The following is a 26541-nucleotide window of genomic DNA, read 5'->3' as shown; positions in this document are numbered from 1 at the left end:
CATCCCGGTTCTCATTTTTCCCGCCAGAAACGCTGATGCTCGCGCCAGCCGTAGACACCTTCCGTGGAGCCCAATACCAGCCGTAGAGCGCCGCGCTCGGCACTATCATGCAACACGACGCCTCGCGCCTCGTAGCGAGCCACCACGCTCGGATGCGGATGCCCGAATGGGTTATGCCAACCCCGTGATAGCAGCGCGGCACGCGGCGCCACCGCCTCGAGAAACGCCGCCGATGACGAGCTGCGACTGCCATGGTGCGGCACCTGCAGCCACTCGGCACGCAGATCACGACCGGCCGCCAGCAACGCCGATTCCGCCGCGGCATCTATATCGCCGGTCAGCAACAGCCGCTCGCCATCGGTCTCTACCTTGAGCACGCACGACGCAGGGTTACCCTCCTTCGCACCCGACCAGCGCCAGGTAGTGAAGCGCACATCATCCCAGGCCCAACTCGCTCCATCCGCGCAGGGCTCGGCCATCAAGGCCATCGGCAACGCAGCCGCCTCACCACTCAGCACCTTACCCACTGACATGCCACGGGTCAGGGCCTCGGCGCCGCCAGCATGGTCGCTGTCAGCATGACTGAGCAGCATCAGGTCAAGACGGGACACACCGAGCTGACGCAGCGACGGCAGTACTACCCTCTCGCCCAGATCGAAGTCGCCGAAACGTGGGCCGGCGTCGTAGAGCAGCGTGTGCTCCCGGGTACGTATCAGCACAGCCAGGCCCTGGCCGACATCCAGCTGCCAGACCTCCGCCTGACCGATGGGCAACCGCTCCCGTGGAGGCAGAAAAAGCGCCAGTAGCATGGCCAGCCCCATCGCACGCACGGGCACGCCAGCAGGAGCCAGGCACAGCAGGGCACCCAGGCTGCCTATCAGCCAACACCAGAGTGGCAGAGAGGTGGGCAGCCAAGCCGGCAGCATGACTGCGATCCATGCCAGCAACTGGAACAGGATTTCCAGCAGCCCACCGGCCAGCCACAACAGCCCCTCGCCCAGCCAGGGTACTGGCAGCAAGAGGGTACCAATCAGCGCCAGGGGCACGACGAGCAGACTCACCCAGGGCACCGCGATCAGGTTAGCGAGCGGGCCACTCAGACTCATCGGCAGACCGAGGGCGAAGAAAAACGGCAACAACCCCAGCGCCAGCGTCCACTGCGCTCGCCACCAGATCTGCCACCAGGACCAGGCACCGAGCCGCCCACCAAATACCCAGGCCAGCACCGCTACGGCACCGAAGGACAACCAGAAGCCAGCCTGAAGGCTGGCCAGAGGCTCGACAATAAGCACCAGGATGAAGGCCAGCGCCAGCGGCCTCCACAACCCCAGGTGGCGAAAGCGCAGGCGCCAGAGCAGTACCAGCGCCACCATCACGCATGCGCGCCGTACGGGCACCTCGAAACCGGCTAGCAGGCCATAACCCAACGCGCCTGAAAATGAGATCAGGCAAGCACAGGGCAACCATGGTAGAGCTCGCGGCCACCCGCCAAGCCGAGCCAAACTGGCAACCAGGCCGTAAAGCAGCCCTGCGAGCAATGCAACATGCTGGCCCGAGATCACCAGCAGATGCACGGTTCCGGTGTCCTGCAATGTGCGCCAGTCGGCTCGACTGAGGCCGGAATCATCACCCAGCACCAGTGCCGCCAGGCCTCCGGCGCGGCCGTGTGCTTCCACGCCAAGTAGTCGCTGACGCAGCCCGTCCCGCCAGGCAGACGGGCCCTTCGCCCCATGAAGACGCTCACCCTGCTTGATGGTGCCGGTGGCGCCGATGCGCTGAGCCAGCAGCCAGGCCTCGTAGTCGAAGCCTTGTGGATTGACCAAGCCCCGCGGACGCTTGAGCTTGACGGCCAGACGCCACCGCTCCCCGGCCAGCACCGGTGGCCCGCCATACCACGACAGGCGCATGCGCTGCGGCAAGCGATGCATGCGGGCCGTAGCCCCCTCCAACTGGAAGCGCACGACGCCCCCGGCCACCTCCGGCAGACCGCTCACCCTGCCCTCCAGCCATAGGGTGCGACCATCCAGGGCGTGCGACAGTCGATCATCCAGCGCCAGCTGGGCGCTTAAACAGGCCCAGACAAAGCCGAACAAGAGGAAAGAGACGGAATAGCTGCGCCATGGCAACAGCATCAGCGCCACAAGCAACAGAGCCAGCAGCAGCCAGGTCGGTGGTAGTTCCGGCAATAGAGGCAGGCAGGCCAAGCCTGCAGCCAGCGCGAACGTCCCTGTGCGCATCATTTCCCATCCTGGGTATGTGATTGTCACAACACGGCCAAGCTCGCCTGCGACCATCGGTGCATAATAGCCGCTGGTGTATTCCGAGACCGTCCATGCCTCGTCGCTTGTTCAAACGCTACATGCCCAACCCGGATATGATCCGGGAGCACAAGTCTCTACGCTTTCTCGGTTCCCTCCTGCACGACCCCAACCTCTGGCACCTGAACCGCCACTCGGTGGCTCGCGCCATGGCTGCCGGCCTGTTTGCTGCCTTCATCCCGGCACCGATGCAGATGCTGATCGCCGCGTGCCTGGCCATTCCGATTCGCGCCAACCTGCCGATCTCAGTAGGGCTTGTGTGGCTGACCAACCCCTTCACCATGCCGCCGATCTTCTACTGCACCTACAAGATGGGTAGCTGGCTGCTTGGCATTCCGCCGATGGAGCTGCCGGACGAGCTGACCTGGGACTGGATCAGCGGTGAGCTGGCCATCGTCTGGAAACCGTTCCTGCTCGGCTCGGTCGTCACCGGCGCGCTGCTCGGCGCACTGGGTTATGGCGTGACCATGTTGTACTGGCGCTGGTGGGTGGCACACAGCTGGCGCAAGCGCGCCGAACGCCGTCGCTAAGCCGCCGAGTAGATAAAGAAAAACGCCACGATGATCGCGGCGTTTTTGTCTTCACTCGTAGCGCAGGGCTTCAGCGGGCTGAGTGCGCGATGCGCGCCAGGACGGATACAGCGTGGCGAGGAAGCTCATACTCAGCGCCGCACCGCAGATCAGCAGCACGTCCAGGCCACGCAGGTCGGACGGCAGGCTGCTGATGAAGTACACGTCAGAGCTGAAAATATGTGCACCGCTGGCCTTCTCCAGCCAGGCCACCCAGCTGCTGACGTTGAGCGCGACGATCACGCCCAGCACGCCACCGATCAGGGTACCGATACAACCGATCACCGTGCCCTGGACCATAAAGGTGGCCATGATTTGCCCCGGAGTGGCGCCCAAGGTGCGCAGGATGGCGATGTCGGCGCGCTTGTCGGCGACCACCATGATCAGCGTGGCGATGATGTTGAAGGCAGCCACCGCGATGATCAGCAGCAGGAGCAGGCCGATCATGGTCTTCTCCATCTGCATGGCGCTGAACAGGCTACCCTGGGTGCGGGTCCAGTCGATCGACTTGTAGCCCGTGCCCAGCTCCTTGGCGATGGCGGCAGACACCTGCGGCGCCTGGTACAGATCCTTCAGTGCTATGCGCACGCTCTGCACCTGGCCGCCCTGCATGCGCTGGAGGCTGGAGGCGTCGGCGATGTTGATCAGCGCCAGGCTGCCATCCAGTTCGGCACCGACCTTGAACACGCCGACCACGGACAGACGCAACATACGAGGGGTGATGCCGCCAGCGGCGTTGCTCAGCTCCGGCACGATCAGGGTCAGCTTGTCACCAACGTTGAGGCGGAAACGCCGCGCGCTGATCTCGCCAATCACTACACCGAACTCACCCGGTTTCAAGTCTTCCAGACGACCCTGGACCATGTGCCGGCCGATGATCGAGACCTTCTGCTCTTCGGCCGGATCGATACCGTTGATCTGGATCGGCTGCATGGTGCCCTTGTAGGAGAACATGCCTTCCAGCTCGGCGAAGGGAGCAGCACCGGTCACCTGCTTGTGCTTCATGGCGGCCGCGGCCACCGCCTGCCAGTCGTCCAGCGGCTGCTCGGCGGACAGGGTGGCGTGCGGCACCATGCCGAGGATGCGCGAGCTCATTTCCTTCTGGAAACCGTTCATCACCGACAGCACCACGATCATCGCCAGCACGCCCAGCGCCAGGCCGATCATCGAGGTCAGCGAGATGAACGAGATGTAGTGGTTGCGCCGCTTGGCCCGGGTGTAACGGGCGCCGACGAAGAGCGAGAGCGGGCGGAACATCAGGCAGCCACCAGCTTGCCATCTTCCAGGCGCAGCACGCGGTCCATCTGGCCGGCCAGTTGCGTGTCGTGGGTCACCACCAGGAAGGCCGTGCGCGAGTCACGGCTGAGCTCATGCATCAACTCCTGAATACCTTGGGCGGTGTGCTGGTCGAGGTTGCCGGTGGGCTCGTCGAGCAGCACCAGCGCCGGCTGGTTGACCAGGGCGCGGGCAATGGCCACGCGCTGGCGTTCGCCGCCGGACAGCTCGGCAGGCTTGTGCGACAAACGATGACCGAGACCGACCCGCTCCAGCAGCTTGGTAGCACGCTGGCGCGCTTCCGGGATCGGCGTCTTGCCGATCAGCAGCGGCATGCACACGTTTTCCAGCGCGGTGAATTCGGGCAGCAGGTGGTGGAACTGGTAGACAAAGCCCAGCGCGCGGTTGCGCAGCAGGCCGCGGGCCTTTTCATTGAGCGCCGAGAGCTCCTCGCCGGCCAGCCAGACGCTGCCCTTGCTCGGCGTGTCCAGGCCGCCGAGCATGTTCAGCAAGGTGCTCTTGCCCGAGCCGGAGGAGCCGACGATGGCCACGCGCTCGCCGGGCAGCAGCTCCAGCTCGACGTTGGCCAGCACCTCGACTGTCTGCGGGCCTTCCTCGTAGCTCTTGCCTAGGTTGCGGCAACTCAGAACGGACTTGTCACTCATAACGCAAAGCCTCCGCTGGCTGGGTGCGCGCCGCACGCCAGGCCGGGTAAAGGGTGGCAAGGAAACTCAGGACCAGGGCGGCGCCGCAGACCATCGCCACATCCGTGCCCTGTACCTGCGACGGTAGGTAGTCGATGAAATACACCTCGGCATTGAGGAACTGGATGCCCAGCAGGTTCTCCAGCCCCTTGATCGCCGCACTGACGTTGACCGCAGCGAGCACGCCGAGTACACCGCCGACCAGAGTGCCGACGATGCCGATCACAGAGCCCTGGACCATGAAAGTCAGCATGATCTGCCGCGGCGTGGCGCCGAGGGTACGCAGGATGGCAATGTCGGACTTCTTGTCGGTCACCACCATCACCAGAGTGGAAATGATGTTGAAGGCAGCGACCGCGACGATCAGCAACAGCAGCAGGCCGATCATGGTCTTCTCCATGCGGATGGCCTGGTACAAGTTGCCGTGGGTACGGGTCCAGTCGCGGGCATAGAAGTCCTGCTCGCGCAGCAGCGTAGCCAGCTCCCAGGCCACCTGGGGTGCCTGGAACAGGTCATGCAATTTCAGGCGAATGCCCTGCACCTCGCCTGGCTTGAGGCGCAGCAGGCGGCCGGCGTCCTGCACATGGGTCATCACCACATGGCCGTCGATTTCGCCGGCGCCAACATGGAAGATGCCGACCACCGTGAAGCGCTTCATGCGCGGGAACATGCCGGCCGGAGTCACAGAGACTTCGGGAGCGACGAAGGTGACCTTGTCGCCGATGGCCAAGCCAAGCTTCTTCGCCGCCAGGTCGCCGATGACGATGCCGAAGCCACCGGCTTTCAGCGAATCGAGCGAACCCTGATCCTTGAGGAAGTAGTCGCCGATGATCGACACCTTATCTTCTTCGAGAGGGTCAATGGCGTTGACTAGCACCTTCTGCACCTGGCCGTTATTGGTCAGCAAACCCTGCATCTGAGTGAAAGGCGCGATGGCCGCCACTTGCGGGTGGCGCAGCAGCCCCTCACCAATGGTGCGCCAATCCTTGATCGGTGTAGAACTGTCGAGGGTGGCATGAGGCACCATGCCCAGAACGCGATCGCGCATTTCGCGGTCAAAACCGTTCATGACCGACAGCACGACGATCATCACCAGCACACCGAGAGCCAGACCGATGATGGAGGTGAGGGAGATGAAGGAGACAAACAGGCTGCGGCGTCGGGCCCGCGTGTAACGCAAGCCGATGAAGAACGGCAGGGGTCTGAACATGAGTGAGAGATTCGCTGGCGGAAAGAGAGAAACGTCCTTGTGGCGGGGCTTGGCGCGCGGCTTTACACTCAGACCACCACTGCTGCCATGGGTTCGCCATGTCGAATCAAGACGTCGATGATCGCCGCGAATACTATCGTATCGAGGATACGATCGCACTGGATTTCAGCCTGCTCTCCGGAGCCGAAGCGCACGCCAGTGAGCCGCTGCACGACAACTCCCCGCTGTTCAACCTGCTCAGCGACATGCACCTGCTGGACTTCGAATCGCAGCACCTGCTGCGCCACATCAGCGAGCGCGACCGCACCCTGGCCAACTACCTCAAGGTAATGAACAAGCGCATCGACCTGCTCGGCCAGGCCGTGGCGCAGAGCCTGCTGCGCGATATCGGCGCGCCGCGCCGGGTGTCAATCTCCGAAGGCGGCATCAGTTTCAACCACGGCAAGGCGGTACCCGCTGGTAGTCACCTGGCGATCAAGATGGTGTTAATGCCCCAGGCCCTGGGCCTGCTGCTGCGCGCCCAGGTCGTGCATTGCCAGGAACGGGCCGACGGCCAGTTCGAGGTCGGTACCGAGTTCGAGGCACTGACCGACGCCCAGCGCCAGCTGTTGGCTCGCCACATTCTGCAGAAACAGGCCCTGGAGCGGCGCCTGGCCAAGGAGCAACAACGATGAGACCGGCGCTCACCCTGCTGTGCACCTTGCTGTTATCCCTGCCTGCCCTGGCGGAGACCATCGAGATCCCCGTCGGCCAACAAGGCGAGTCCGTTGCAGGACTGCCCAGGCTTGGCGAGTCGAAAGGCTCCGTCCTGGAGCGCTTCGGTCTGGCCGACGAGGAACATCCCGCCGTGGGCAAACCTCCAATCACTCGGTGGGACTATCGCACCTTCAGCGTCTATTTCGAATACGACCACGTGGTCAATAGCGTGCTTCATCATCAGCCCCTCTATCCCGCCAAGGAGCAACAGTGACCCTCATCTACGGCCACCGCGGCGCCAAGGGCGAAGCACCGGAAAACACCCTCACCAGCTTCCAGCAGTGCCTCGAACGCGGCGTCACCCGCTGTGAGCTGGACCTGCACCTGTCGCGCGACGGCGAGCTGATGGTGATCCACGACCCGACCCTCAAGCGCACCACAGGCCGCCGCGGCAAGGTGGTCGAACACGAGGCTGCCGAACTGGTGACCCTCGATGCCCGCCTGGGCGGCCCCGGCTGGAAGACGCCCTGCCCCATCCCGAAATTGGAAACCCTGTTCGAGCAGTGCCCCTTCGAGCATTGGCAGCTGGAAGTCAAAAGCGCCTCGCGAGTGCGCGCCGCCCGCACCGTGCTGGCCATCCATGCACTGGCCGAGCGCTTCGGCATCAAGGACAAGGTCACCGTCACCAGCAGCTCGCGCGAGGTGCTGCGAGCCCTGCGCCGGCTAACGCCGGAGCTGTCGCGTGGCCTGGTCGCCGAGTACAACTGGCTCGACCCGCTCAAGGTCGCCGCCCATCACGAGTGCTCGATGCTCGCCCTGAACTGGACCTTGTGCACCCCGGAGCGGATGCTCAAGGCACAGAAGGCTGGCTTGCACGTATCGGTGTGGACGGTCAACGAACCAGCCCTGATGCGCCGTCTGGCCGACTTCGGCGTGAACAGCATCATCACAGACTTCCCTGGCCTGGCCGTTTCCACGCTCATGCGCTGAGGCAAATCGCAGCCACAAAAAACCGGCCTGAGGGCCGGTTTTTTATTGCGTCGCGCCTGGTCAGAAGCTCTCCCGATTAGGCCAGCGCCAGGTGCGGGAGTCGCAGAGGGGATCCCCCCCGACCGGCTCAGGCCACCGGTCGGAGCCACTTAAAAAAGCCGGTTGAGACCATCGAACGCGGCCACCCGGTAGGCCTCGGCCATGGTCGGATAGTTGAAGGTGGTGTTGACGAAGTACTTGATGCTGTTCGCTTCGCCCTTCTGGTTCATGATCGCCTGGCCGATGTGGACGATCTCCGAGGCCTGGTACCCGAAGCAGTGCACGCCGAGAATCTCGAGAGTCTCGCGGTGGAACAGGATCTTCAACATACCCACCGGCTCATGGGAGATCTGCGCCCGCGCCATGCCCTTGAAGAAGGCCTTGCCCACTTCGTAGGGAATCTTGGCCTGGGTCAGCTCCTTCTCGTTCTTGCCGATCGAACTGATCTCCGGAATGGTGTAGATGCCGGTCGGCACATCGTCGACGAAGCGCCAGCTGTCGTTCTCCACTGCGCTGCCCGCAGCCGAGCGCCCTTGGTCATAGGCCGCACTGGCCAGGCTTGGCCAGCCGATCACGTCACCGGCGGCGAAGATGTTCGACACCGAGGTACGGTACTGCTGGTCGACATCGATCTGGCCACGACTGTTGACCTTGATCCCTATGTTCTCCAGGCCCAGCTTGTCGGTGTTGCCAGTACGACCGTTGCACCACAGCAGGCAGTCGGCCTTGATCTTCTTGCCCGACTTGAGGTGCAGAATCACCCCGTTCTCCAGGCCTTCGATACGCTCGTATTCTTCGTTGTGGCGAATCAGCACGTTGTTAGTGCGCAGGTGATAACTCAGTGCGTCGGATATCTCGTCATCGAGGAAGCTGAGCAACTGGTCGCGATTGTCGATCAGGTCGACCAGCACGCCCAGGCCACTGAAGATCGAAGCGTACTCGGAGCCGATCACCCCGGCTCCGTAGATGATGATCCGGCGTGGTGTATGAGTCAGGCTGAGGATGGTGTCGCTGTCGTAGATACGCGGGTGATGGAAGTCCACATCTGCCGGGCGATAGGGACGCGAGCCCGTGGCGATGACGATCTGCTTGGCCACCAGCTTCTCGACCACACCGCTGGCACACACCACCTCTACAGTCTGCTCATCGGAGAAACTGGCGGTACCGAAGAACACGTCGATGCGGTTGCGCGCGTAGTAGCCGGTGCGCGAAGAGACCTGCTTGGAAATCACCCGCTCGGCACTCTTCAGCACGTCAGGGAAGGAGAACCAGCGCGGCTCGCCGATCTGGCGGAACAGCGGATTGGTGTTGTACTGCATGATCTGCCGCACCGAGTGACGCAGTGCCTTGGACGGGATGGTGCCGAGGTGAGTGCAGTTACCGCCCACCAGTGGTCGGTTGTCGACCACCGCCACCTTGCGCCCGGCCTTGGCTGCGTTCATCGCAGCACCCTCGCCCGCAGGACCAGAACCCAGCACCACCACGTCGTAGTTGTAGACCGCCATGCTTACTCCTCATCGCGCACCGGGCCCCTCGAAACAGATCGGCAAGGCCCGGATCGGCCGCGCCCCCATGGCCGCGGCTCTCGAAACCGTCTACACAGCTTAGCCGTGCAATTTTGCCGGGCACATTAGCGCTTGGTCGCGTCGTAGGCGAGCTTTCCCTCCACTACATACCCACTATGCCGGCCTGGGGATCACCGAAACGCCGCACAAAGGCACTGCTTGCGCTCACGCTGAAGCCCCGATCCGCCCGCCGAATGAACAGAGCCGCAATGCCCTCGCGCTCGGCGTAGGCCATGCCCTGCTCCGGCCCCAGCACCATCAGTGTGGTCGACAGCCCGTCGGCGCGCAGCACCGACGCATCCACCACGCTGACCGAGGCCAGGTCATGCTCTACCGGCCGACCGGTGCGCGGATCAAAGGTGTGCGAATAGCGCTTGCCGCCAACCTCGAAGTAATTGCGGTAGTCGCCCGAGGTAGACAGACCGAGACCATCCAGCTCCAGGCGTCGCTGCTCCTCGATGCGGTCGGTGCGCGGTGCTTCTATGGCAATGATCCAGGGCGAGCCGTCAGGCTTGCGCCCCACTGCCTTCAACTCGCCGGTAATCTCCAGCAGGAAGCTACGCACGCCCAGCCCAACCAGGTGTGCAGCGATGCGGTCCACCGCAGCTCCGGCGGCAATGGCATCCAGGTCGAGCCGCACGAAAGCGTCCTTGCACAACCGCTCACCATCGACACGCAGATGACGCTGACCGATTGAAGGCAGCACCGCGGCAATTTCTTCATCCGCCGGAAGACGATGGCCGCGTGACTGGGCACCAAACCCCCAAAGCTCCATCAATGGCTGCACAGTGAGATCGAAAGCCCCCCCGCTGCTGACGGATAGCTGATCGCCAAAACGCACCAACTCCAGTACCGGCTCGGGCATGACCATGCAGGCGCCGACCGGCAGACGGTTGAAGCGCGAAAGATCGGAATCCGCACGCCAGGTCGACATCTGTCGGTCGATCTCTGCCAGCATCCGCTCCACCTCACCCTGCAGATGGTCCTGCGACGGCACGCCCTCAGCCTGAACATACTTCACCGAGTAATGGCTGCCCATGGTCGGCCCGCCGAACTCCTGCAGCGCATCAGCGCAACCAGACAACAACACGACAACGAGCAGAGCAAAGAATCTAGCCACAAAAGAACTCCATCGAAATCAGGCGCAACCCCAGGCACAGAATACGAAAACGGGAGCCGAAGCTCCCGTTTTGTCTGGTGCCCTGCGCTTAGCGCGGGAAGGCCGGCGGGTTGACCCCTGCCATGTCTTCCATCACGCGAACCACCTGGCAGCTGTAGCCAAACTCGTTGTCGTACCACACGTACAGCACGACGCGGTTGTCGTTGGCGATGGTGGCCTCGGCATCGACCACACCAGCGTGGCGCGAGCCGACGAAGTCGGTGGACACCACTTCCTGCGAGTTGACGAAGTCGATCTGCTTCTGCAGGTCCGAATGCATGGCCATCTGGCGCAGGTACTCGTTGATCTCTTCGCGGGTGGTGGCTTTCTCAAGGTTGAGGTTGAGGATGGCCATCGACACGTTCGGCGTCGGTACGCGAATGGCGTTGCCGGTCAGCTTGCCTTTCAGCACCGGCAGGGCCTTGGCAGCGGCAGTGGCAGCACCGGTCTCGGTGATCACCATGTTCAGCGCGGCGCTACGGCCACGACGGCTGCCCTTGTGGAAGTTGTCGATCAGGTTCTGGTCGTTGGTGTACGAGTGAACGGTTTCGACGTGGCCGTTGACGATGCCGTACTGGTCGTTCACGGCCTTCAGCACCGGCACGATGGCGTTGGTGGTGCAGGAAGCAGCGGAGATGATCTTGTCATCGGCGGTGATGTCGCCATGGTTGATGCCATGCACGATATTCTTCAGCGCGCCTTTGCCCGGAGCGGTCAGGACTACGCGGTCGACACCTGGGCAGGCCAGGTGTTGGCCCAGGCCCTCGGCATCACGCCAGACGCCGGTGTTGTCGACCAGCAGGGCATTCTTGATGCCGTACTGGGTGTAGTCGACTTCCTTCGGGTCCTTGGCGTAGATCACCTGGATCAGGTTGCCGTTGGCAGTCAGGGTGTTGTTTTCTTCATCGATGGTGATGGTGCCGTCGAACGGGCCATGCACGGAGTCACGACGCAGCAGGCTCGCGCGCTTGACCAGGTCGTTGCTGGCGCCCTTGCGGACAACGATGGCGCGCAGGCGCAGGCCGTCGCCACCACCGGTCTTCTCGATCAGGATTCGCGCCAGCAGGCGGCCGATGCGGCCGAAGCCGTACAGGACGACGTCGGTGCCTTCACGGCCCGCACCATTCTGCTTGCCAGCCACGTCGGCCAGCTCGTCCTTGGTGAACTGCTCGAGGCTGCGGCCGTTACCCTCGGTCTTGAACTTGGCAACCATCTTGCCCAAGTCCACGGAAGCGGCGCCCAGCTTGAGCTCGCTCATGGTCTTGAGGATGGGGAAGGTGTCATGAACGGACAGCTCGCTCTCGCCATCCAGGCGGTGACGGGCGAAACGGTGGGCCTTGAGGATATCGATCACCGAACGGTTGATCAGGCCACGGCCGTAGATCGAGGTCACGACGTTGTTGTTGCGGTAGAGCTGGCCGATCAGCGGAATCATCGCTTCCGCGAGGGCTTCACGGTCAATCCACTCACCGAGACACTGGTCGGGCTTCTGAGTCACGAGCAATACCTTCCACATGTAGGGGCTGAAAAAAGGGGCTACATTATGACGGTGCCTGCGGTACTGAGCAATGTGCGCCTGTCGCCACTGACAGTGAATGTCCCCCTCGTTACAATTGGCCCCTTCATTTCGCCTGGGGCCGCGACACCCGTGTCCGTATTGCAACTGCCGAAACTGCCGGGCGCCGCCGGCAAACAGCACTGGGGCAACCTGCCCGGGGCCGCGCTGAGCCTGGCTGTGGCCGAGGCCGCCAGCGCCGCCAAGCGCTTCACCCTGCTGCTGACCGCCGACAGCCAGAGCGCCGAGCGCCTGCAGGAAGAGCTGGCGTTCTTCGCCCCGGACCTGCCGGTACTGCACTTCCCGGACTGGGAAACCCTGCCCTACGACGTGTTCTCGCCGCACCAGGACATTATTTCCCAGCGCATCGCCACCCTTTATCGTCTACCGGAGATCAAGCACGGCGTGCTGGTGGTGCCGATCGCCACTGCCCTGCACCGCCTGGCGCCAACTCGTTTCCTGCTCGGCTCCGGCCTGCTGCTGGACGTCGGCCAGAAGCTCGACGTTGAGGAGATGCGCAGCCGCCTGGAAGCCGCCGGCTACCGCTGCGTGGATACCGTCTACGAGCACGGTGAGTTCGCCGTGCGCGGCGCACTGATCGATCTGTTCCCCATGGGCAGCGACACGCCCTTCCGGATCGACCTGTTCGACGACGAAATCGAGACCCTGCGCACCTTCGACCCGGAGACCCAGCGCTCGGTAGACAAGGTGGAGTCCATCCGCCTGCTGCCGGCCCGCGAGTTCCCGCTGGAGAAGAAGGCCGTCACCGACTTCCGCGGGCGCTTCCGCGAGCGCTTCGACGTCGACTTCCGCCGCTGCCCGATCTACCAGGACCTGGCCTCCGGCATCACCCCGGCCGGCATCGAGTACTACCTGCCGCTGTTCTTCGAGGAAACCGGTACCCTGTTCGACTACCTGCCGGGCGATACCCAGGTGTTCTCCCTGCCCGGCATCGAACAGGCCGCCGAGCAGTTCTGGCTTGATGCGCGCAACCGCTACGAGGACCGCCGCGTCGACCCCGAGCGCCCGCTGCTGCCGCCGGCCGACATCTTCCTGCCGGTGGAGGACTGCTTCGCCCGCCTGAAGAACTGGCCGCGCGTGGTGGTCAGCCAGGAGGACGTGGCAGTCGGCGTAGGCCGCGAACGATTCGACGCCCGCGCCCTGCCTGATCTGGCGATCCAGGCCAAGGCGACCGAGCCGCTGGCCGCGTTGCGCCGCTTTATCGAGGAATACCCGGGCCGCGTGCTGTTCAGCGCCGAGTCCGCCGGCCGCCGCGAGGTGCTGCTGGAACTGCTGGCGCGGCTCAAACTCAAGCCCATCGAAGTGACCGGCTGGAAGGAGTTCACTGACAGCCGCGAGCGCCTGGCCATCTGCATCGCCCCGCTGGACGAGGGCCTGCTGCTCGACAAGATCGCCCTGGTCGCCGAGAGCCCGCTGTTCGGCCAACGCGTGATGCAGCGCCGCCGTCGCGAGAAATCGCGCGATAGCGGCGACAACGTGATCAAGAACCTCACCGAGCTGCGCGAAGGCGCGCCGGTGGTGCATATCGACCACGGCGTCGGCCGCTACCTGGGCCTGGTGACCATGGAGTTCGACGGCCAGGCCGCCGAATTCCTCGCCCTGATGTACGCTGAGGAAGCCAAGCTCTACGTGCCGGTCGCCAGCCTGCATCTGATCGCCCGCTACACCGGCAGCGACGACGCCCTGGCGCCGCTGCACCGCCTCGGCTCGGAAACCTGGCAGAAGGCCAAGCGCAAGGCCGCCGAGCAGGTGCGCGATGTGGCCGCCGAACTGCTCGACATCTACGCCCGCCGCGCCGCCCGCGAGGGCTATGCCTTCAAGGACCCAGCCGCCGACTACGCCACCTTCAGCGCCGGCTTCCCCTTCGAAGAGACCCCGGACCAGCAGAACGCCATCGACGCCGTGCGCGAAGACATGCTCGCGGCCAAGCCGATGGATCGCCTGGTCTGCGGCGACGTCGGCTTCGGCAAGACCGAGGTAGCCATGCGCGCGGCCTTTATCGCCGTGCACAGCGGCCGCCAGGTCGCCGTACTGGTACCGACTACCCTGCTCGCCCAGCAGCACTACAACAGCTTCCGCGACCGCTTCGCCGACTGGCCGGTGACGGTTGAGGTGATGAGCCGCTTCAAGTCGGCCAAGGAAGTCAACGAGGCGGTGGCCAAGCTGGCCGAGGGCAAGATCGATATCGTCATCGGCACCCACAAACTGCTGCAGGACGATGTGCGCTTCAAGGACCTGGGCCTGTGCATCATCGACGAGGAGCATCGCTTCGGCGTGCGCCAGAAGGAGCAGCTCAAAGCCCTGCGCAGCGAGGTCGATATCCTCACCCTGACCGCCACACCGATCCCGCGCACGCTGAACATGGCGGTGTCGGGCATGCGCGACCTGTCGATCATCGCCACCCCGCCGGCGCGCCGCCTGTCGGTGCGCACCTTCGTCATGGAGCAGCACGACTCGGTGATCAAGGAGGCGCTGCTGCGTGAACTGCTGCGCGGCGGCCAGGTGTACTACCTGCACAACGACGTGAAGACCATCGAGAAGTGCGCAGCCGACCTGGCCGCATTGGTTCCAGAAGCGCGTATCGGCATCGGCCATGGGCAGATGCACGAGCGCGATCTGGAACGGGTGATGAGCGACTTCTACCACAAGCGCTTCAACGTGCTGGTGGCCTCGACCATCATCGAGACCGGCATCGACGTGCCGAGCGCCAACACCATCCTCATCGAGCGCGCCGACAAGTTCGGCCTGGCCCAGCTGCACCAGCTGCGTGGCCGGGTCGGTCGTAGCCACCACCAGGCCTACGCCTACCTGCTCACCCCGCCACGCAAGGGCATGACCGAGGACGCGCAGAAGCGTCTGGAAGCCATCGCCAATGCCCAGGACCTTGGTGCCGGCTTCGTCCTGGCCACCCACGACCTGGAAATCCGTGGCGCCGGCGAGCTGCTCGGCGACGGCCAGAGCGGGCAGATCCAAGCGGTCGGGTTCACCCTCTATATGGAAATGCTCGAGCGCGCGGTGAAAGCCATTCGCAAGGGCGAACAACCGAATCTGGAGCAACCGCTGGGCGGCGGCGCCGAGATCAACCTGCGGGTGCCGGCGCTGATCCCCGATGACTACCTGCCGGACGTGCACAGCCGCCTGATTCTCTATAAGCGCATCGCCTCGGCGGCCGACGAGGACGGCCTGAAGGAGCTGCAGGTGGAGATGATCGACCGCTTCGGCCTGCTGCCGGAGGCAACCAAGAACCTGATGCGCCTGACCCTACTCAAGCTGCAGGCGGAAAAGCTCGGGATCAAGAAGATCGACGCCGGCCCCCAGGGCGGCCGCATCGAGTTCGCCGCCGATACCTGCGTCGACCCGCTGGTGCTGATCAAGCTGATCCAGAGCGCACCTGCCCGCTACAAGTTCGAAGGCGCCACCCTGTTCAAATTCCAGGTACCGATGGAGCGCCCGGAAGAACGTTTCAATACCCTGGAGGCGCTGCTGGAGCGCCTCGCCCCGTAATCCGCCTGAAAGGACTGACCCATGCGCGTGCTTCGCCCCCTCTTCCTGCTGCTCTGCCTGATGGCTCCGCAGGCCTTCGCCGATGGACTGTTCCAGATCGAACTGGTTGTGTTCCGCCAGGCAGGCGAAGCGCCGTCAACCGGCCAGCCGGCGCCGGACGACTGGGCCATGGGAGCCTTGCCGATCGCCGGAAACGAGCGAGGCACTGCGCTGAATGCCGAGGTAGCCAGACTCAACCCTGGCAGCGGCTACGAGGTGCTCATGCACAAGGCCTGGGCACAGCACCTCACCGCGGCACCGGAGAAGTCATCCCTCAGCACCGGCAATGACCAGTTCGGCCACTTCCCGGTGGAGGGCGTGGTTTCTCTGAGTGAACAGCAGCGCCTGATCGATCTGGAGGCGGACTTCTGGATCAACCGCTTCGACAACAACGGCCTGCTCACCGGCAGTGAGCGCGTGCGGCAGAAGACCCGCCTGAAACTGGGCGAACTGACCTACCTGGACAATGGCGGCCTGGGCGTACTGGTGAAGATCACCCAGCCCTGAGCAACGAAATCCTGAGCCGCCCTCTAGCCACCGTGAACGGTGACTCGATTGCGGCCGCCATGTTTCGAGTGATACAGGGCACGATCAGCCCAGTCGATCAATTGCTGGTAATCCTGGCTGGTCTGCCCGAGGTCAGCTACCCCAAGGCTGATGGTGAAGCGGATCTCCTGGCCATCGGCATCGACGACCAATGCTTCAACCAGCTGGCGCAGGCGCTCGGCAAATAACCTGGCCCCGACCTTGTCCACGTCGGGTAGAAGTACCACGAATTCTTCCCCTCCGTATCGCCCGGCGATATCGCTTTCGCGAATCGCCTCGCGGATCACATCGGACACGAACTGGATGACCCGGTCGCCGGCAGGGTGACCATAGGTATCGTTGATCCGCTTGAAGTGATCGATATCGAAGATCACCAAGGCCGCCATGCTGCCGTATCGGCGATGGCGCGAGTACTCCCGACGCAGCTCTTCTTCCCAATGACCGCGGTTGTTCAACCCCGTCAGCCGGTCCGTGCGCGCCAGATGCCTGAGCTGCTGGTTGGCCGACTGCAGCTGATGCTTGTTCACTGCCACGTCGGTCACGTCGTAGATGATCAAGCAGACATGCTCGATTCGGCTATTGGTGGCCTGCAGCGGCAGGATGGTAGTGTTCTGATACATGAAGTCTTCCTGCCCGGTAATGGGCTGGTAGTTCTTGAACCGCACCAGATACGGCCGCTGCTCCCAGATGGTGAACGCCGGCGTGCCGAGAGTGGCGACGCTATCCACCTTGTGCCGGAACCACTCCTGCTCCACCTCCGGAAACAGATCGAAGAACGACTTATGCAACACATCTTCCGGAGTACGCCCTGAACGGTTCTCCATGAAACCATTCCAGACTTCGACGCGGAAATCGCGGTCAAGCACCACGACACCCACATCGATGCTCTGCACGATTGTCAGCAGCCAGTGGAATTCGTTGAGATCGACGGTCTCTGCCATGATCAACCCATCAGGTAGGCGAGTTTTTGTGTCAACAGCGGAACCGAGTCCTCGGTGAACAACAGCATGAGATCGAAGTGGATTTCATGTCCTTCGATGCTGTAGCTGAACTCCACCGCCAAGGTCTTTTGCCAGCGCTGCTGGTTGAGGCGAATCAGCTCGTCGATCGGCGCATGCTGACCGAGTATCTGCGGATGCCCCTGGGAAAACTTGATGTTGATCTGCTCGGCAATGCCACTGAGGCAGGCTCCGATCAGCACGCTAGCCATATCCAGCAGCATTTCCATGGACGAGGCGCAGGCCGCGTCGCGACGTAGCAACCTGGCCATGCTTTCCACTTCGGAATCATGGAAGATCAGCAGTGCCTCGCCCGCGATTCCTCCACCGATATAGCCCTGACAGACAGCAGTAAGGCGCTCGTCGCTCTGGGCATCGGCCAACGCCATGTGCAACTCGCCCACTTCCAGGATGTTGACGTTGGGCAGCGGCAGCTGAACGAACACCCCCAGCACGCGGGCCAGCAGCGCGGCAGCACGCCCCATCGAAACGTTGATCACCTCACGGAAAGCGTCCCGGAAGTTCACCGTTGGCTCGTTTGAGGAAATCGCGGGCGTGGCTGTTGCGGTGCCGCTGAACAGCCCGAGGCGCTGCAGCGTTTCACGCACCAGCATCGGATCGGCAGGTTTTTTCAGGAAGGCCAGGGCACCCAGTTCGGTAACTCGGCGTACAGCCTCGTCCTGGACATCACCAGAGACCACGACCACCCGACACTCCAACCCTTCCTCGCGCAGGGCGGCCAACACACCGTAACCATCCAGCACAGGCATGGTCAGGTCGAGCAGCAGCAGGTCGATACCCCCCTCGCGAATCCGCTCCAGGGCCTCGGCGCCGTGCGCGGCCTGGCTGATCTCGACGGGCCATTCGGGTGGCAGGGCGCGCAATAGCTGCTTGCGCGCCATCGCGGAGTCGTCGCAGACCAACAGTGAAAAGGTAGTCATCGGCACTAGCCTCAAAACAAGCGAGCCAGGCCAACCGGCCCCGTTTGCATCGGCACCGACATCAGCCCCTTGGACAGGCGGCAGGCAAAAGCAGTAAGGAACCACTTTTTCCAGTCAAAAGCCATAGCAATATGCCATCACCGTATTTCATCGACACCATTTGCGACAGGGTACACGCTTGCCCCATTCGCTATGCGCAGCTGGTTCGAAACAAAAAAGAAAGGCGCCCTCAGGCGCCTTCTTTGCACATATCAAGGAGAGCTTAGTAGTAGGCATTCTCGCGATTGCTGTGATCGGTCACATCCCGGACACCCTTCAGCTCCGGAATACGCTCCATCAGGGTCTTCTCGATGCCTTCCTTGAGCGTGTAGTCGGCCTGGCCGCAGCCCTGGCAACCGCCACCGAAGCGCAGCACGGCAATGCCTTCATCGACCACGTCGACCAGGCTCACCTGGCCGCCATGGCTAGCCAGACCCGGGTTGATCTCGGTCTGCAGGTAGTAGTTGATGCGCTCGGTAACCGGGCTGTCTTCATTGACCATCGGCACCTTGGCGTTCGGAGCCTTGATGGTCAGCTGGCCGCCCATACGGTCGGTGGCGTAGTCAACCACGGCGTCTTCCAGGAAGGGCTCGCTGACAGCGTCGATCCAGGCGGTGAATTCCTTCAGCGCCACGGCGGTGTCTTCCGGTTTCTGCTCGCCTGGCTTGCAGTAGGCGATGCAGGTTTCCGCGTAGGGCGTGCCGGGCTGGGTGATGAACACGCGGATACCGATGCCGGTGGTGTTCTGCTTCTTCAGCAGATCGGACAGATAATCGTGGGCCGCGTCGGTAATGATGATGGCGCTCATGGCAACTCCTCGCAAAACGTGGGGCCAGTGTACGCCAATCGACCGGCCAGGATAAAGTCCTAGTATTTTAGTAGGAATAATTCCCAGCGCCGACTCCGTTAGAATGCGCGCTCGATTACCCTGAGTTAACCGCACCATGACCGACTGGATCACCGCCCTGCCCAAAGCCGAACTGCACCTGCATCTGGAGGGCTCGCTGGAGCCCGAGCTGCTGTTCGCCCTGGCCGAGCGCAACAGAATCGCCCTGCCCTGGGCCGACGTGGAGAGCCTGCGCGGCGCCTACGCCTTCAACAACCTGCAGGAATTCCTCGACCTGTATTACCAGGGCGCCAACGTCCTGCGTACCGAGCAGGACTTCTACGACCTGACCTGGGCCTACCTGCTCAAGTGCCAGGAACAAGGGGTGATCCACACCGAGCCGTTCTTCGACCCACAGACCCACACCGACCGCGGCATCCCCTTCGAGGTGGTGCTGCGCGGCATCAAGCAGGCACTGGTCGATGGTGAGAAGCAACTGGGCGTCACGCACGGGCTGATCCTCAGCTTCCTGCGTCACCTCTCCGAAGAAGAGGCGTTCAAGACCCTGGAACAGGCCATGCCGTTCCGCGACGCCTTCGTCGCCGTCGGCCTGGACAGCTCGGAAATGGGCTTCCCGCCGCGCCTGTTCGAGCGCGTGTTCGCTAAGGCCCGCAGCGAAGGCCTGCTGACCGTCGCCCACGCCGGCGAAGAAGGCCCGCCCGAATACATCTGGGAAGCACTGGACCTGCTCAAGATCGAGCGCATTGACCACGGCGTGCGCGCCATCGAGGACGAGCGGTTAATGCAGCGCATCATCGACGAGCAGATCCCGCTGACTGTCTGCCCGCTGTCCAACATCAAGCTCTGCGTGTTCGACGACATGGCCCAGCACAACATCCTCGACATGCTCGAGCGCGGCGTGAAGGTCACCGTGAACTCGGATGACCCGGCCTACTTCGGCGGCTACGTCGGCGAGAACTTCACTGCCCTGGAGCGCGACCTGGGCATGACCCGCGAGCAGGCCGCCCGTCTGGCCAGTAACAGCCTCGAAGCAAGACTGGTAAAGTAGCGCGCTTTTTTGCCCCTTACCGACGAATCGGAGTTCCGGATGTATCGTTTCGCTCATGGCCTGACGCTGGCCGCCGCGCTGATGACCAGCAGTCACGCACTGGCAGCCGATCTGCTGCAGTGGCAGGACAACAGCCTGACCTATCTCAATGGTATCGACTTCAAGATCGATCCACCGAAGCAGCAAACCGTGACCTTCGAGCATGCCAGCGGCTGGAGCTTTGGCGATCTGTTCATCTTCGTCGATGGCATCAAATACAACACCGAGGCCACCAACGGCGCCGGTGACGGCCACACCTTCTACGGTGAAATCAGCCCGCGCCTGTCCTTCGGCAAGATCAGCGGCACCGATCTGTCCTTCGGCCCCATCAAGGACGTGCTGCTGGCTGCCACCTATGAGTTCGGCGAAGACGATGTCGATGCCTACCTACTCGGCCCGGCCATTGACCTGAATCTGCCCGGCTTCGACTTCTTCCAGCTCAATACCTACTACCGTGAGCCCGATGGCAAGCGCGACGGCAGCGGCGTCTGGCAGATCACCCCGGCCTGGAGCTACACCATCCCGGTCGGCAACTCCGATCTGGTTATCGACGGCTTCATGGACTGGGTGGTGGACAACGACGACAGCTACCACGCCAACCTGCACTTCAACCCGCAGGTCAAGTATGACCTGGCCAAGGCCATGGGCTGGGGCAAGCGCTTCTATGTTGGCGTCGAGTACGACTACTGGAGCGACAAGTACGGCATCGATGACGACAGCTACCTTGGTGACGAGATTCTCGGTGGCACAGACCAGAGCGCGATCAGCCTGCTGCTCAAAGGCCACTTCTAAGCGTCACGACAAGACAGCCTTCCACAATGAGCCGGATGTGCCGGAGCACACCGGCTCCGGCCACGAAGAACGTCCGGGCGCTTCGTTGCTCTAGATCAGTCCACCATGCAAGCGCAGCGTCTACCCTGAGACAAACAACGGGGAGAATGTGCATATGGAGAGCTACCATTTCATGCTGGCGCTGCTGATCGTCGGCTTCCTGATGCTGGGCTTCGGCTTCAATTATCGCGAGCATGAGTGGGGCGTGCGCCTGATCGGCGTCGGCGTGCTGGTGACGCTCACGCCCATTGCCTTCCGACTGTACCTGGCACTGCAACCGGTAAGCTGATCCCCAACAGCGAGACGGGATTGTCGTCAGCACGAGGTTAAACGATAATACTTCTCACTTTAAGTGAGACGCTGTCGCCATGACCTCATCCCCCTGCGCCGCGCCCGCGCTTCGCCAACAGGTGCTGCACTGCCTGTTCGGTGAACATCACGGCTGGCTGCTCGGCCGCCTGCACGCGCGCCTGGGGTGCCGTCACGATGCGGCGGACATGGCGGCCGAAACCTTCGTCCAGGTGGTCGCCCTGCCCGACCCCCAAGCCATCCGCGAACCACGCGCACTGCTCACCACCATCGCCAAGCGGCTGATCTACGCCAGCTGGCGTCGCCGCGAACTTGAGCGCGCCTACCTCGAAGCCCTTGCCCTGCAACCGGAGGCGCTGGAACCCTCACCGGAAGAACGCGCCCTGGTGATGGAGACCCTGCTGGCCCTGGACGCCCTGCTCGACGGTTTGTCGCCCAAGGCGCGTGCCGCCTTCTTCTACAGCCAGCTGGACGGCATGAAGTACGCCGATATCGCCGCCATCCTCGGCGTCTCCACCATCCGCGTGCGCCAGTACGTGGCCAAGGGCCTGACGCTATGCTGCCGAGGGCTGCTGGAATCATGAGCCGGGCCGTCGAACAGGCCATCGAATGGACCGCCTGCCTACGCTCCGGCCAGGTCGAGCCACAGGAGCGTCACGCCTTCGACGCCTGGCTGGCGGCCGACCCGAGCCACGCCCAGGCTTGGGCGACCGTACAGCACCACCTGGGCTCGACCCTCGGCCCGCTGGCGGACGGCAACCCTGCCCTGCGCCGCGCGCTGCAGGTTTCCAATGGTCGGCGCACCGTTCTACGCGGCGCACTGGCCCTGGCCGGCCTCGGTCTCGGCGCGCATCTGGTGAGCCGCCCGGGCATGCCGCTGGAGCTGGGTGCAGACCTGCGCAGCGACACCGCTGAGCGCCTGAGCAGAACCCTGGCAGACGGCAGCGAACTGCAGCTGGATGCCTGCAGCGCTGTCGACCTCGACTTCACCGCCACACAGCGCAACCTCATCCTGCGCAGTGGCAAGCTGATCATCCGCACCAGCAACGACCCGCGCCCGTTCCTCGTGCACACCCCGTGCGGCAGCGTCAGCGCCCTGAAAGCTCGCTTCATGGTCGCATTGCACGACGACAGCGTGCATACCTGGGTCCTCGATGCCAGCGCGCGCATCGATACCCGGGACGGTGCTCAACTTATCCTGCAAGCAGGCCAGGGCGCTCGCTTCGATGCTGCTCAGATCACCCCCCTCACCGCCAATCGGCATGGCGAAAGCAGTTGGTCCGACGGGTGGCTGAGCGTCGACGACTGGAGCCTGGCAGAGCTGCTCGACGCCCTGCGCCCCTATCGCCACGGCGTACTACGAGCCAGTCCAGAAGCTGCCCGCCTGCGCGTTTCCGGCCTGTTCCCGCTAGATGACAGCGACCGCGCCCTGGCGGCACTGGAGCAGACCATGCCGCTGCGTATCGACCGCTACCTGGGATGGTGGACACGTATCGAACTGCACGGCTGAAAAAATTCCATCGTGCCTATATCGCTTTTGTGCGCTAGTCACACATAGGTCCTGACAACCGCTCGATGAAGCGGATCCAACATGACCCATGGAGCCCACATGTCTCATCGCCCCGCGCTACCACTCGCCCCGCTGTGCCTGGCACTGCTGTTCGGCATTCCGGCCTGTACCCTGGCCGCATCACCAACCGACCTCAGCCAGAACGTCCAGGACTTCGATCTGCCAGCAGCCGACCTGTCCCAGACCCTCGACAGCATCGCCCGCCTGAGCGGTCGGCCAATCGTCTACTCGCCGACGCTGACCAGCGGGCTAAAAGCCTCGGCGATTCGTGGGCGAATGAGCACCGAGCAAGCTCTGCGCGACGCCCTGCGCGGCAGCGGCCTGGCCCTGCGCATTACCAGCGACGGCACCCTGACCCTCGAAGCCATTTCCGGCGAAGCCATGACCCTGGACGAGGTCTACATCAGCGGCACCGCCGAGGAGTCTGCCTTTGGCCCGGTCGACGGTTATGTGGCCAGGCGCAGTGCCACCGCCAGCAAGACCGATACACCGCTGATCGAGACCCCACAGTCCATCTCCGTGGTCACCCGTGAGCAGATCGAAGCGCAGCAACCGAAGACCGTCACTCAAGCCCTGCGCTACACCCCCGGCATCACCACCGAGATCGCCGGTCCGCAATCCATCGCCGACCAGTTCATCGTGCGCGGTTTCCAGCAAGGTACCGGCCGTATGCTGCGTGACGGCACCAAGACCTTTATGTCCGACTACCTGGGCTGGGATGCACCCGAACCGTATGGGCTGGAGCGCATCGAGGTGCTGCGCGGCGCCAGTTCAGTGCTCTACGGCGCGGCAGACCCAGGCGGCCAGGTCAATCTGGTCAGCAAGCGCCCGAGCCAGACGCCGATACGCCAGATTCAACTGCAGGGTGGTAGCTTCGACTACCGCCATCTGGCCTTCGACCTGAGCGAGGCCCTGGACGACCAGGGCGTTTGGAGCTATCGCCTGACAGGTCTGGTACGTGACAGCGATGCACAGACCGACCGCATCGACAACCAGCGCACCTACATCGCGCCGGCACTAAGCTGGCGACCGTCGGACGATACCGAGCTGACCTTCCTCGCCGAACACCAGAAGCAGAAGGGCAACTTCACCAACGGCGTGCCAGCCAACGGAAGCGTGCTGGACAATCCCAACGGCGACATCGATCGCGATTTCTACATCGGCGACGACAGCTTCGACGAATCGATCAACGAGAAAACCTCGGCCGGTTACCTGTTCGAACACCGCTTCGACGAGGTCTGGAGCGTTCGGCAGAACCTGCGCTTCAACCACTATCGTCATCACAGCCAGGAGATCGCCTTCAACGGCTGGACCGACGACAGCCAGCGCACCGCCAGCCGCTATGCCGAGCTGCGCCAGGGCGACGGCAATCTGTTCACGGTGGACAACCAGGTGCAGGCCCAATTCGCCACCGGCCCCGTCAACCACACCCTGCTCGCCGGCGTGGACTACAGCCGTTTCAACTACGAGCAGCAACAAGGCTATGGCATAGCCACGAACATCGACGTGTTCGCGCCCTCCTATGCCGGCAACCCCCTCGTCATGCTGCTGCCCGCCAGCACCTACGAGCAGACGGTGAAGCAGACCGGCGCTTACCTGCAGGACCAGTTCAAATTCGATGATCGCTGGGTGTTCGTGGTTGGTGGACGTTACGACTGGGTGAAGAACGACAACGACGCCTTCTGGGCCTCGGAACCGATACAACGCGACGAAAGATTCTCCGGCAGGGCTGGCCTGGTCTACCTGTTCGACAACGGCCTCGCCCCCTACGCCAGTTACTCCGAGTCGTTCCTGCCTGCCGTCGGCAAGACCGCCAGCAATCAGGTGTTCGATCCCGAAGAGGGCAAGCAATACGAAATCGGCCTGAAATACGAGCCGCCCGGTTCCAGCAGCCTGTACACCATCGCCCTGTTCGACCTGACCAAGGATAATGTCAGCACACCAGACCTCGACAACCCCGGCAACAGCATTCAGGAAGGCGAGATCCGCTCATGCGGTGTCGAGCTGGAAGGCAAGGCCAACCTGGCACAAGGCCTCAATCTGCTGAGCAGTTACACGTGGAATGACGTGGAAGTCAGCCAGTCCAACGAGGCCGGTATCGAGGGTAACCGGCCATTCCGGGTCCCCGAGCATATGGCCTCGCTCTGGCTGGACTACAGCCTGCAGGGCGGCGCTTTGGCCGGCCTCGGCTTCGGTGGCGGGGTGCGCTATGTCGGCAGCAGCTACGGCGACCGGCAGAACAGCTTCAAGGTGCCGTCCTACACGGTGGTGGATGCCTTGGTGCGTTATGACCTGCGCTACCTGGACAGCGCTCTGGACGGTCTGAACCTGTCACTGAACGCCAGCAACCTGTTCGACAAGGAATACGTCGCCGCCTGCTACAGCACCGACGGCTGCCAGTTCGGCCAACAGCGGACGCTGTACGCCACCCTAGACTTCGCCTGGTAAGTGTTCGGGGCGGCCATAGCGCCCCAAACGCAATTGCCGTTACTGAGGCTGCCGGCCTGGGATATTGCTCCAGCGCTGCGCAGCCTCCTGGTCACTGCAGCGCCCCTCCACCCAGCGCGCCCCCTCGGCCGTGTCTTCCTTCTTCCAGAACGGCGCGCGGGTTTTCAGGTAGTCCATGATGAAGTTGCAGGCGTCGAAAGCCGCCTGGCGATGACTGCTGGCGGTGCCGACGAACACGATCGGCTCGCCCGGTTCGAGTCGGCCGACGCGGTGGAGGATTTCCACCCGCAACAGCGGCCAGCGCTGTTCGGCCTCGGTCGCAATCTGCTGCAAGGCCTTCTCGGTCATGCCCGGGTAATGTTCGAGGAACATCCCGCGCACGTCCTGGCCATCATTGAAATCACGCACGTAACCAACGAAGGTCGCCACTGCGCCGATGCCCAGGTTGGCAGCATGCAGCGCATTGAGTTCGCTGCCCGGATCGAAGGCCTCGACCTGTACCCGGACGCCCACCCTAGCCACCCGTGACCGTGGGGAAGAAAGCCACTTCGTCACCGTCAGCCAGTTCGGTCTCCAGGCCGCACAGCTCCTGGTTGCGCGCACACATCAGGTTCTGCTCGGCCAACACCTGCCACACTCCGCCGCGACTGAGCAGATGCTCACGCAGCTGCTCCAGATTGCTCAGGGCGGCACGCTGCAACTGCTCGCCATCGATACCCAGCACCTCTCGGTAACGGGCGAAATACTGTACGCGGATCATGTCAGGCTCCCTGCCTCGTGATAGTCCAGTCGATAGTCACCGCTCTTGCCGCCGGACTTCTCCAACAGGCGCACGGCCTCGATCGTGATGCCGCGGTCCACGGCCTTGCACATGTCATAGATGGTCAGCGCGGCAACACTGGCGGCGGTCAGTGCCTCCATCTCCACACCAGTTTGCCCGGCCAGCTTGCAGCACGCCTGAATGCGCACGCAGTCGATGCCATCGACCTCCAGCTCGACCTTGACGCTGGTCAGCAGCAGTGGGTGGCACAGCGGAATCAGTTCGTGAGTCTTCTTCGCCGCCTGGATGCCGGCGATGCGCGCCACGGCGAACACGTCGCCCTTGGGGTGGCTGCCGTCGGCGATCATCGCCAGGGTCGCCGGCAGCATACGCACGCGGGCTTCGGCCACGGCCTCGCGGGAGGTCACCGCCTTGTCGGTGACGTCCACCATGTTGGCGCGGCCTTGGGAATCGAGATGGGTCAGCACGGTCTTGCTCCGGTCAGGATGCGGCATTGTAAC

The 26541-nt window shown here is 63.3% G+C and carries 25 protein-coding genes; 12 read left to right on the top strand and 13 right to left on the bottom strand.

The window, feature by feature from the left end:
* Positions 1 to 11: 11 nt before the first annotated feature.
* Positions 12 to 2237, bottom strand: coding sequence for a DNA internalization-related competence protein ComEC/Rec2 (locus IB234_RS07980; RefSeq protein WP_192316282.1), 2226 nt, complete (start codon positions 2235 to 2237; stop codon positions 12 to 14).
* 95 nt (positions 2238 to 2332) lie between these two features.
* Here IB234_RS07980 and IB234_RS07975 point away from each other — a divergent pair, with 95 nt between their 5' ends.
* Positions 2333 to 2848, top strand: coding sequence for a DUF2062 domain-containing protein (locus IB234_RS07975; RefSeq protein ID WP_192316280.1), 516 nt, complete (start codon positions 2333 to 2335; stop codon positions 2846 to 2848).
* Between the two features lie 51 nt (positions 2849 to 2899).
* Here IB234_RS07975 and IB234_RS07970 read toward each other — a convergent pair whose 3' ends face one another.
* The 3 genes from IB234_RS07970 to IB234_RS07960 are packed head-to-tail and all read right to left on the bottom strand — an operon-like array spanning position 2900 to position 6076.
* The gene (locus tag IB234_RS07970; protein ID WP_192316278.1) at positions 2900 to 4144 is read right to left on the bottom strand and encodes a lipoprotein-releasing ABC transporter permease subunit; all 1245 of its coding nucleotides are present in this window, start codon (positions 4142 to 4144) and stop codon (positions 2900 to 2902) included.
* Positions 4144 to 4827 carry a lipoprotein-releasing ABC transporter ATP-binding protein LolD gene (gene lolD / locus IB234_RS07965; RefSeq protein ID WP_192316276.1) on the bottom strand — a complete coding sequence of 228 codons (684 nt, stop codon included), beginning with the start codon at positions 4825 to 4827 and terminating at the stop codon, positions 4144 to 4146. Before lolD ends, IB234_RS07970 begins: the two co-directional genes overlap by 1 nt.
* Positions 4820 to 6076 (bottom strand): lipoprotein-releasing ABC transporter permease subunit, encoded by a 1257-nt coding sequence (locus tag IB234_RS07960; protein ID WP_192316273.1) that lies wholly within the window; start codon positions 6074 to 6076, stop codon positions 4820 to 4822. The genes lolD and IB234_RS07960 overlap by 8 nt, the downstream gene beginning before the upstream one ends.
* Before the next feature lie 98 nt (positions 6077 to 6174).
* Between IB234_RS07960 and IB234_RS07955 the strand changes: the two genes are divergently transcribed.
* Genes IB234_RS07955 through IB234_RS07945 form a run of 3 tightly spaced genes read left to right on the top strand, consistent with a single transcriptional unit; the run spans position 6175 to position 7762 of the window.
* Positions 6175 to 6750 carry a PilZ domain-containing protein gene (locus tag IB234_RS07955; protein ID WP_192316271.1) on the top strand — a complete coding sequence of 192 codons (576 nt, stop codon included), beginning with the start codon at positions 6175 to 6177 and terminating at the stop codon, positions 6748 to 6750.
* Positions 6747 to 7046 (top strand): phosphodiesterase, encoded by a 300-nt coding sequence (locus IB234_RS07950; RefSeq protein ID WP_192316269.1) that lies wholly within the window; start codon positions 6747 to 6749, stop codon positions 7044 to 7046. Before IB234_RS07955 ends, IB234_RS07950 begins: the two co-directional genes overlap by 4 nt.
* The gene (locus IB234_RS07945) at positions 7043 to 7762 is read left to right on the top strand and encodes a glycerophosphodiester phosphodiesterase (protein ID WP_192316267.1); all 720 of its coding nucleotides are present in this window, start codon (positions 7043 to 7045) and stop codon (positions 7760 to 7762) included. The genes IB234_RS07950 and IB234_RS07945 overlap by 4 nt, the downstream gene beginning before the upstream one ends.
* A gap of 149 nt (positions 7763 to 7911) precedes the next feature.
* Here the strand turns inward: IB234_RS07945 and sthA are convergent, their stop codons facing one another.
* The 3 genes from sthA to IB234_RS07930 all read right to left on the bottom strand — a co-directional run bounded on the left by sthA (position 7912) and on the right by IB234_RS07930 (position 12041).
* The gene (gene sthA, locus IB234_RS07940; protein WP_192316265.1) at positions 7912 to 9306 is read right to left on the bottom strand and encodes a Si-specific NAD(P)(+) transhydrogenase; all 1395 of its coding nucleotides are present in this window, start codon (positions 9304 to 9306) and stop codon (positions 7912 to 7914) included.
* Positions 9307 to 9469: 163 nt separating this feature from the next.
* Positions 9470 to 10486: an FAD:protein FMN transferase gene (locus tag IB234_RS07935; protein ID WP_318651991.1), complete on the bottom strand. Its 1017-nt coding sequence runs from the start codon at positions 10484 to 10486 to the stop codon at positions 9470 to 9472.
* 88 nt (positions 10487 to 10574) lie between these two features.
* A complete protein-coding gene (locus IB234_RS07930; RefSeq protein ID WP_192316262.1) occupies positions 10575 to 12041 on the bottom strand; it encodes a glyceraldehyde-3-phosphate dehydrogenase in 1467 nt (488 codons plus the stop codon).
* 132 nt (positions 12042 to 12173) lie between these two features.
* Between IB234_RS07930 and mfd the strand changes: the two genes are divergently transcribed.
* Both mfd and IB234_RS07920 read left to right on the top strand, forming a co-directional pair.
* Positions 12174 to 15605 carry a transcription-repair coupling factor gene (gene mfd, locus IB234_RS07925; RefSeq protein WP_192316260.1) on the top strand — a complete coding sequence of 1144 codons (3432 nt, stop codon included), beginning with the start codon at positions 12174 to 12176 and terminating at the stop codon, positions 15603 to 15605.
* A gap of 21 nt (positions 15606 to 15626) precedes the next feature.
* Positions 15627 to 16151 carry a CsiV family protein gene (locus IB234_RS07920; protein WP_192316258.1) on the top strand — a complete coding sequence of 175 codons (525 nt, stop codon included), beginning with the start codon at positions 15627 to 15629 and terminating at the stop codon, positions 16149 to 16151.
* Between the two features lie 23 nt (positions 16152 to 16174).
* Here the strand turns inward: IB234_RS07920 and IB234_RS07915 are convergent, their stop codons facing one another.
* The 3 genes from IB234_RS07915 to nfuA all read right to left on the bottom strand — a co-directional run bounded on the left by IB234_RS07915 (position 16175) and on the right by nfuA (position 18976).
* A complete protein-coding gene (locus IB234_RS07915; RefSeq protein ID WP_192316255.1) occupies positions 16175 to 17131 on the bottom strand; it encodes a diguanylate cyclase in 957 nt (318 codons plus the stop codon).
* A gap of 2 nt (positions 17132 to 17133) precedes the next feature.
* Positions 17134 to 18129 carry a response regulator gene (locus IB234_RS07910; protein ID WP_192316253.1) on the bottom strand — a complete coding sequence of 332 codons (996 nt, stop codon included), beginning with the start codon at positions 18127 to 18129 and terminating at the stop codon, positions 17134 to 17136.
* Positions 18130 to 18391: 262 nt separating this feature from the next.
* A complete protein-coding gene (gene nfuA, locus IB234_RS07905; RefSeq protein WP_192316251.1) occupies positions 18392 to 18976 on the bottom strand; it encodes a Fe-S biogenesis protein NfuA in 585 nt (194 codons plus the stop codon).
* Between the two features lie 136 nt (positions 18977 to 19112).
* On the opposite strand from nfuA, the gene IB234_RS07900 reads away from it, so the two are divergent.
* The 6 genes from IB234_RS07900 to IB234_RS07875 all read left to right on the top strand — a co-directional run bounded on the left by IB234_RS07900 (position 19113) and on the right by IB234_RS07875 (position 25260).
* Positions 19113 to 20063 (top strand): adenosine deaminase, encoded by a 951-nt coding sequence (locus tag IB234_RS07900; protein ID WP_192316249.1) that lies wholly within the window; start codon positions 19113 to 19115, stop codon positions 20061 to 20063.
* Between the two features lie 39 nt (positions 20064 to 20102).
* Positions 20103 to 20894, top strand: coding sequence for an outer membrane protein OmpK (locus IB234_RS07895; protein WP_192316246.1), 792 nt, complete (start codon positions 20103 to 20105; stop codon positions 20892 to 20894).
* A 154-nt stretch (positions 20895 to 21048) separates the two neighbouring features.
* Positions 21049 to 21222, top strand: a complete 174-nt coding sequence (locus tag IB234_RS07890) for a hypothetical protein (protein WP_192316244.1) — start codon at positions 21049 to 21051, stop codon at positions 21220 to 21222.
* Between the two features lie 79 nt (positions 21223 to 21301).
* Positions 21302 to 21826, top strand: coding sequence for a sigma-70 family RNA polymerase sigma factor (locus IB234_RS07885; protein ID WP_192316242.1), 525 nt, complete (start codon positions 21302 to 21304; stop codon positions 21824 to 21826).
* On the top strand, positions 21823 to 22752 hold the full coding sequence (locus IB234_RS07880; RefSeq protein ID WP_192316239.1) for a DUF4880 domain-containing protein: 930 nt from the start codon (positions 21823 to 21825) through the stop codon (positions 22750 to 22752). The genes IB234_RS07885 and IB234_RS07880 overlap by 4 nt, the downstream gene beginning before the upstream one ends.
* 99 nt (positions 22753 to 22851) lie before the next feature.
* Entirely contained in the window at positions 22852 to 25260 is a 2409-nt protein-coding gene (locus tag IB234_RS07875) for a TonB-dependent siderophore receptor (protein WP_192316237.1), read from the top strand.
* A 39-nt stretch (positions 25261 to 25299) separates the two neighbouring features.
* Here IB234_RS07875 and moaE read toward each other — a convergent pair whose 3' ends face one another.
* Genes moaE through moaC form a run of 3 tightly spaced genes read right to left on the bottom strand, consistent with a single transcriptional unit; the run spans position 25300 to position 26508 of the window.
* A complete protein-coding gene (gene moaE, locus IB234_RS07870; RefSeq protein ID WP_192316235.1) occupies positions 25300 to 25773 on the bottom strand; it encodes a molybdopterin synthase catalytic subunit MoaE in 474 nt (157 codons plus the stop codon).
* A 1-nt stretch (position 25774) separates the two neighbouring features.
* A complete protein-coding gene (locus tag IB234_RS07865; RefSeq protein ID WP_192316232.1) occupies positions 25775 to 26020 on the bottom strand; it encodes a MoaD/ThiS family protein in 246 nt (81 codons plus the stop codon).
* Positions 26017 to 26508: a cyclic pyranopterin monophosphate synthase MoaC gene (moaC, locus tag IB234_RS07860; protein ID WP_192316230.1), complete on the bottom strand. Its 492-nt coding sequence runs from the start codon at positions 26506 to 26508 to the stop codon at positions 26017 to 26019. The genes IB234_RS07865 and moaC overlap by 4 nt, the downstream gene beginning before the upstream one ends.
* Positions 26509 to 26541: the final 33 nt, after the last annotated feature.

It is taken from the genome of Pseudomonas sp. PDM16 (assembly GCF_014851865.1).
Taxonomy (GTDB): Bacteria; Pseudomonadota; Gammaproteobacteria; order Pseudomonadales; family Pseudomonadaceae; genus Aquipseudomonas.
This window is presented reverse-complemented; position numbering and strand designations above follow the sequence as displayed.

Coding starts and splice junctions, on each gene's coding strand:
- IB234_RS07980 (WP_192316282.1), bottom strand. CDS start 2,237: ATGCGCACAGGGACGTTCGCGCTGGCTGCAGGCTTGGCCTGCCTGCCT.
- IB234_RS07975 (WP_192316280.1), top strand. CDS start 2,333: ATGCCTCGTCGCTTGTTCAAACGCTACATGCCCAACCCGGATATGATC.
- IB234_RS07970 (WP_192316278.1), bottom strand. CDS start 4,144: ATGTTCCGCCCGCTCTCGCTCTTCGTCGGCGCCCGTTACACCCGGGCC.
- lolD (WP_192316276.1), bottom strand. CDS start 4,827: ATGAGTGACAAGTCCGTTCTGAGTTGCCGCAACCTAGGCAAGAGCTAC.
- IB234_RS07960 (WP_192316273.1), bottom strand. CDS start 6,076: ATGTTCAGACCCCTGCCGTTCTTCATCGGCTTGCGTTACACGCGGGCC.
- IB234_RS07955 (WP_192316271.1), top strand. CDS start 6,175: ATGTCGAATCAAGACGTCGATGATCGCCGCGAATACTATCGTATCGAG.
- IB234_RS07950 (WP_192316269.1), top strand. CDS start 6,747: ATGAGACCGGCGCTCACCCTGCTGTGCACCTTGCTGTTATCCCTGCCT.
- sthA (WP_192316265.1), bottom strand. CDS start 9,306: ATGGCGGTCTACAACTACGACGTGGTGGTGCTGGGTTCTGGTCCTGCG.
- IB234_RS07930 (WP_192316262.1), bottom strand. CDS start 12,041: ATGTGGAAGGTATTGCTCGTGACTCAGAAGCCCGACCAGTGTCTCGGT.
- IB234_RS07920 (WP_192316258.1), top strand. CDS start 15,627: ATGCGCGTGCTTCGCCCCCTCTTCCTGCTGCTCTGCCTGATGGCTCCG.
- IB234_RS07915 (WP_192316255.1), bottom strand. CDS start 17,131: ATGGCAGAGACCGTCGATCTCAACGAATTCCACTGGCTGCTGACAATC.
- IB234_RS07910 (WP_192316253.1), bottom strand. CDS start 18,129: ATGACTACCTTTTCACTGTTGGTCTGCGACGACTCCGCGATGGCGCGC.
- nfuA (WP_192316251.1), bottom strand. CDS start 18,976: ATGAGCGCCATCATCATTACCGACGCGGCCCACGATTATCTGTCCGAT.
- IB234_RS07900 (WP_192316249.1), top strand. CDS start 19,113: ATGACCGACTGGATCACCGCCCTGCCCAAAGCCGAACTGCACCTGCAT.
- IB234_RS07895 (WP_192316246.1), top strand. CDS start 20,103: ATGTATCGTTTCGCTCATGGCCTGACGCTGGCCGCCGCGCTGATGACC.
- IB234_RS07890 (WP_192316244.1), top strand. CDS start 21,049: ATGGAGAGCTACCATTTCATGCTGGCGCTGCTGATCGTCGGCTTCCTG.
- IB234_RS07885 (WP_192316242.1), top strand. CDS start 21,302: ATGACCTCATCCCCCTGCGCCGCGCCCGCGCTTCGCCAACAGGTGCTG.
- IB234_RS07880 (WP_192316239.1), top strand. CDS start 21,823: ATGAGCCGGGCCGTCGAACAGGCCATCGAATGGACCGCCTGCCTACGC.
- IB234_RS07875 (WP_192316237.1), top strand. CDS start 22,852: ATGTCTCATCGCCCCGCGCTACCACTCGCCCCGCTGTGCCTGGCACTG.
- IB234_RS07865 (WP_192316232.1), bottom strand. CDS start 26,020: ATGATCCGCGTACAGTATTTCGCCCGTTACCGAGAGGTGCTGGGTATC.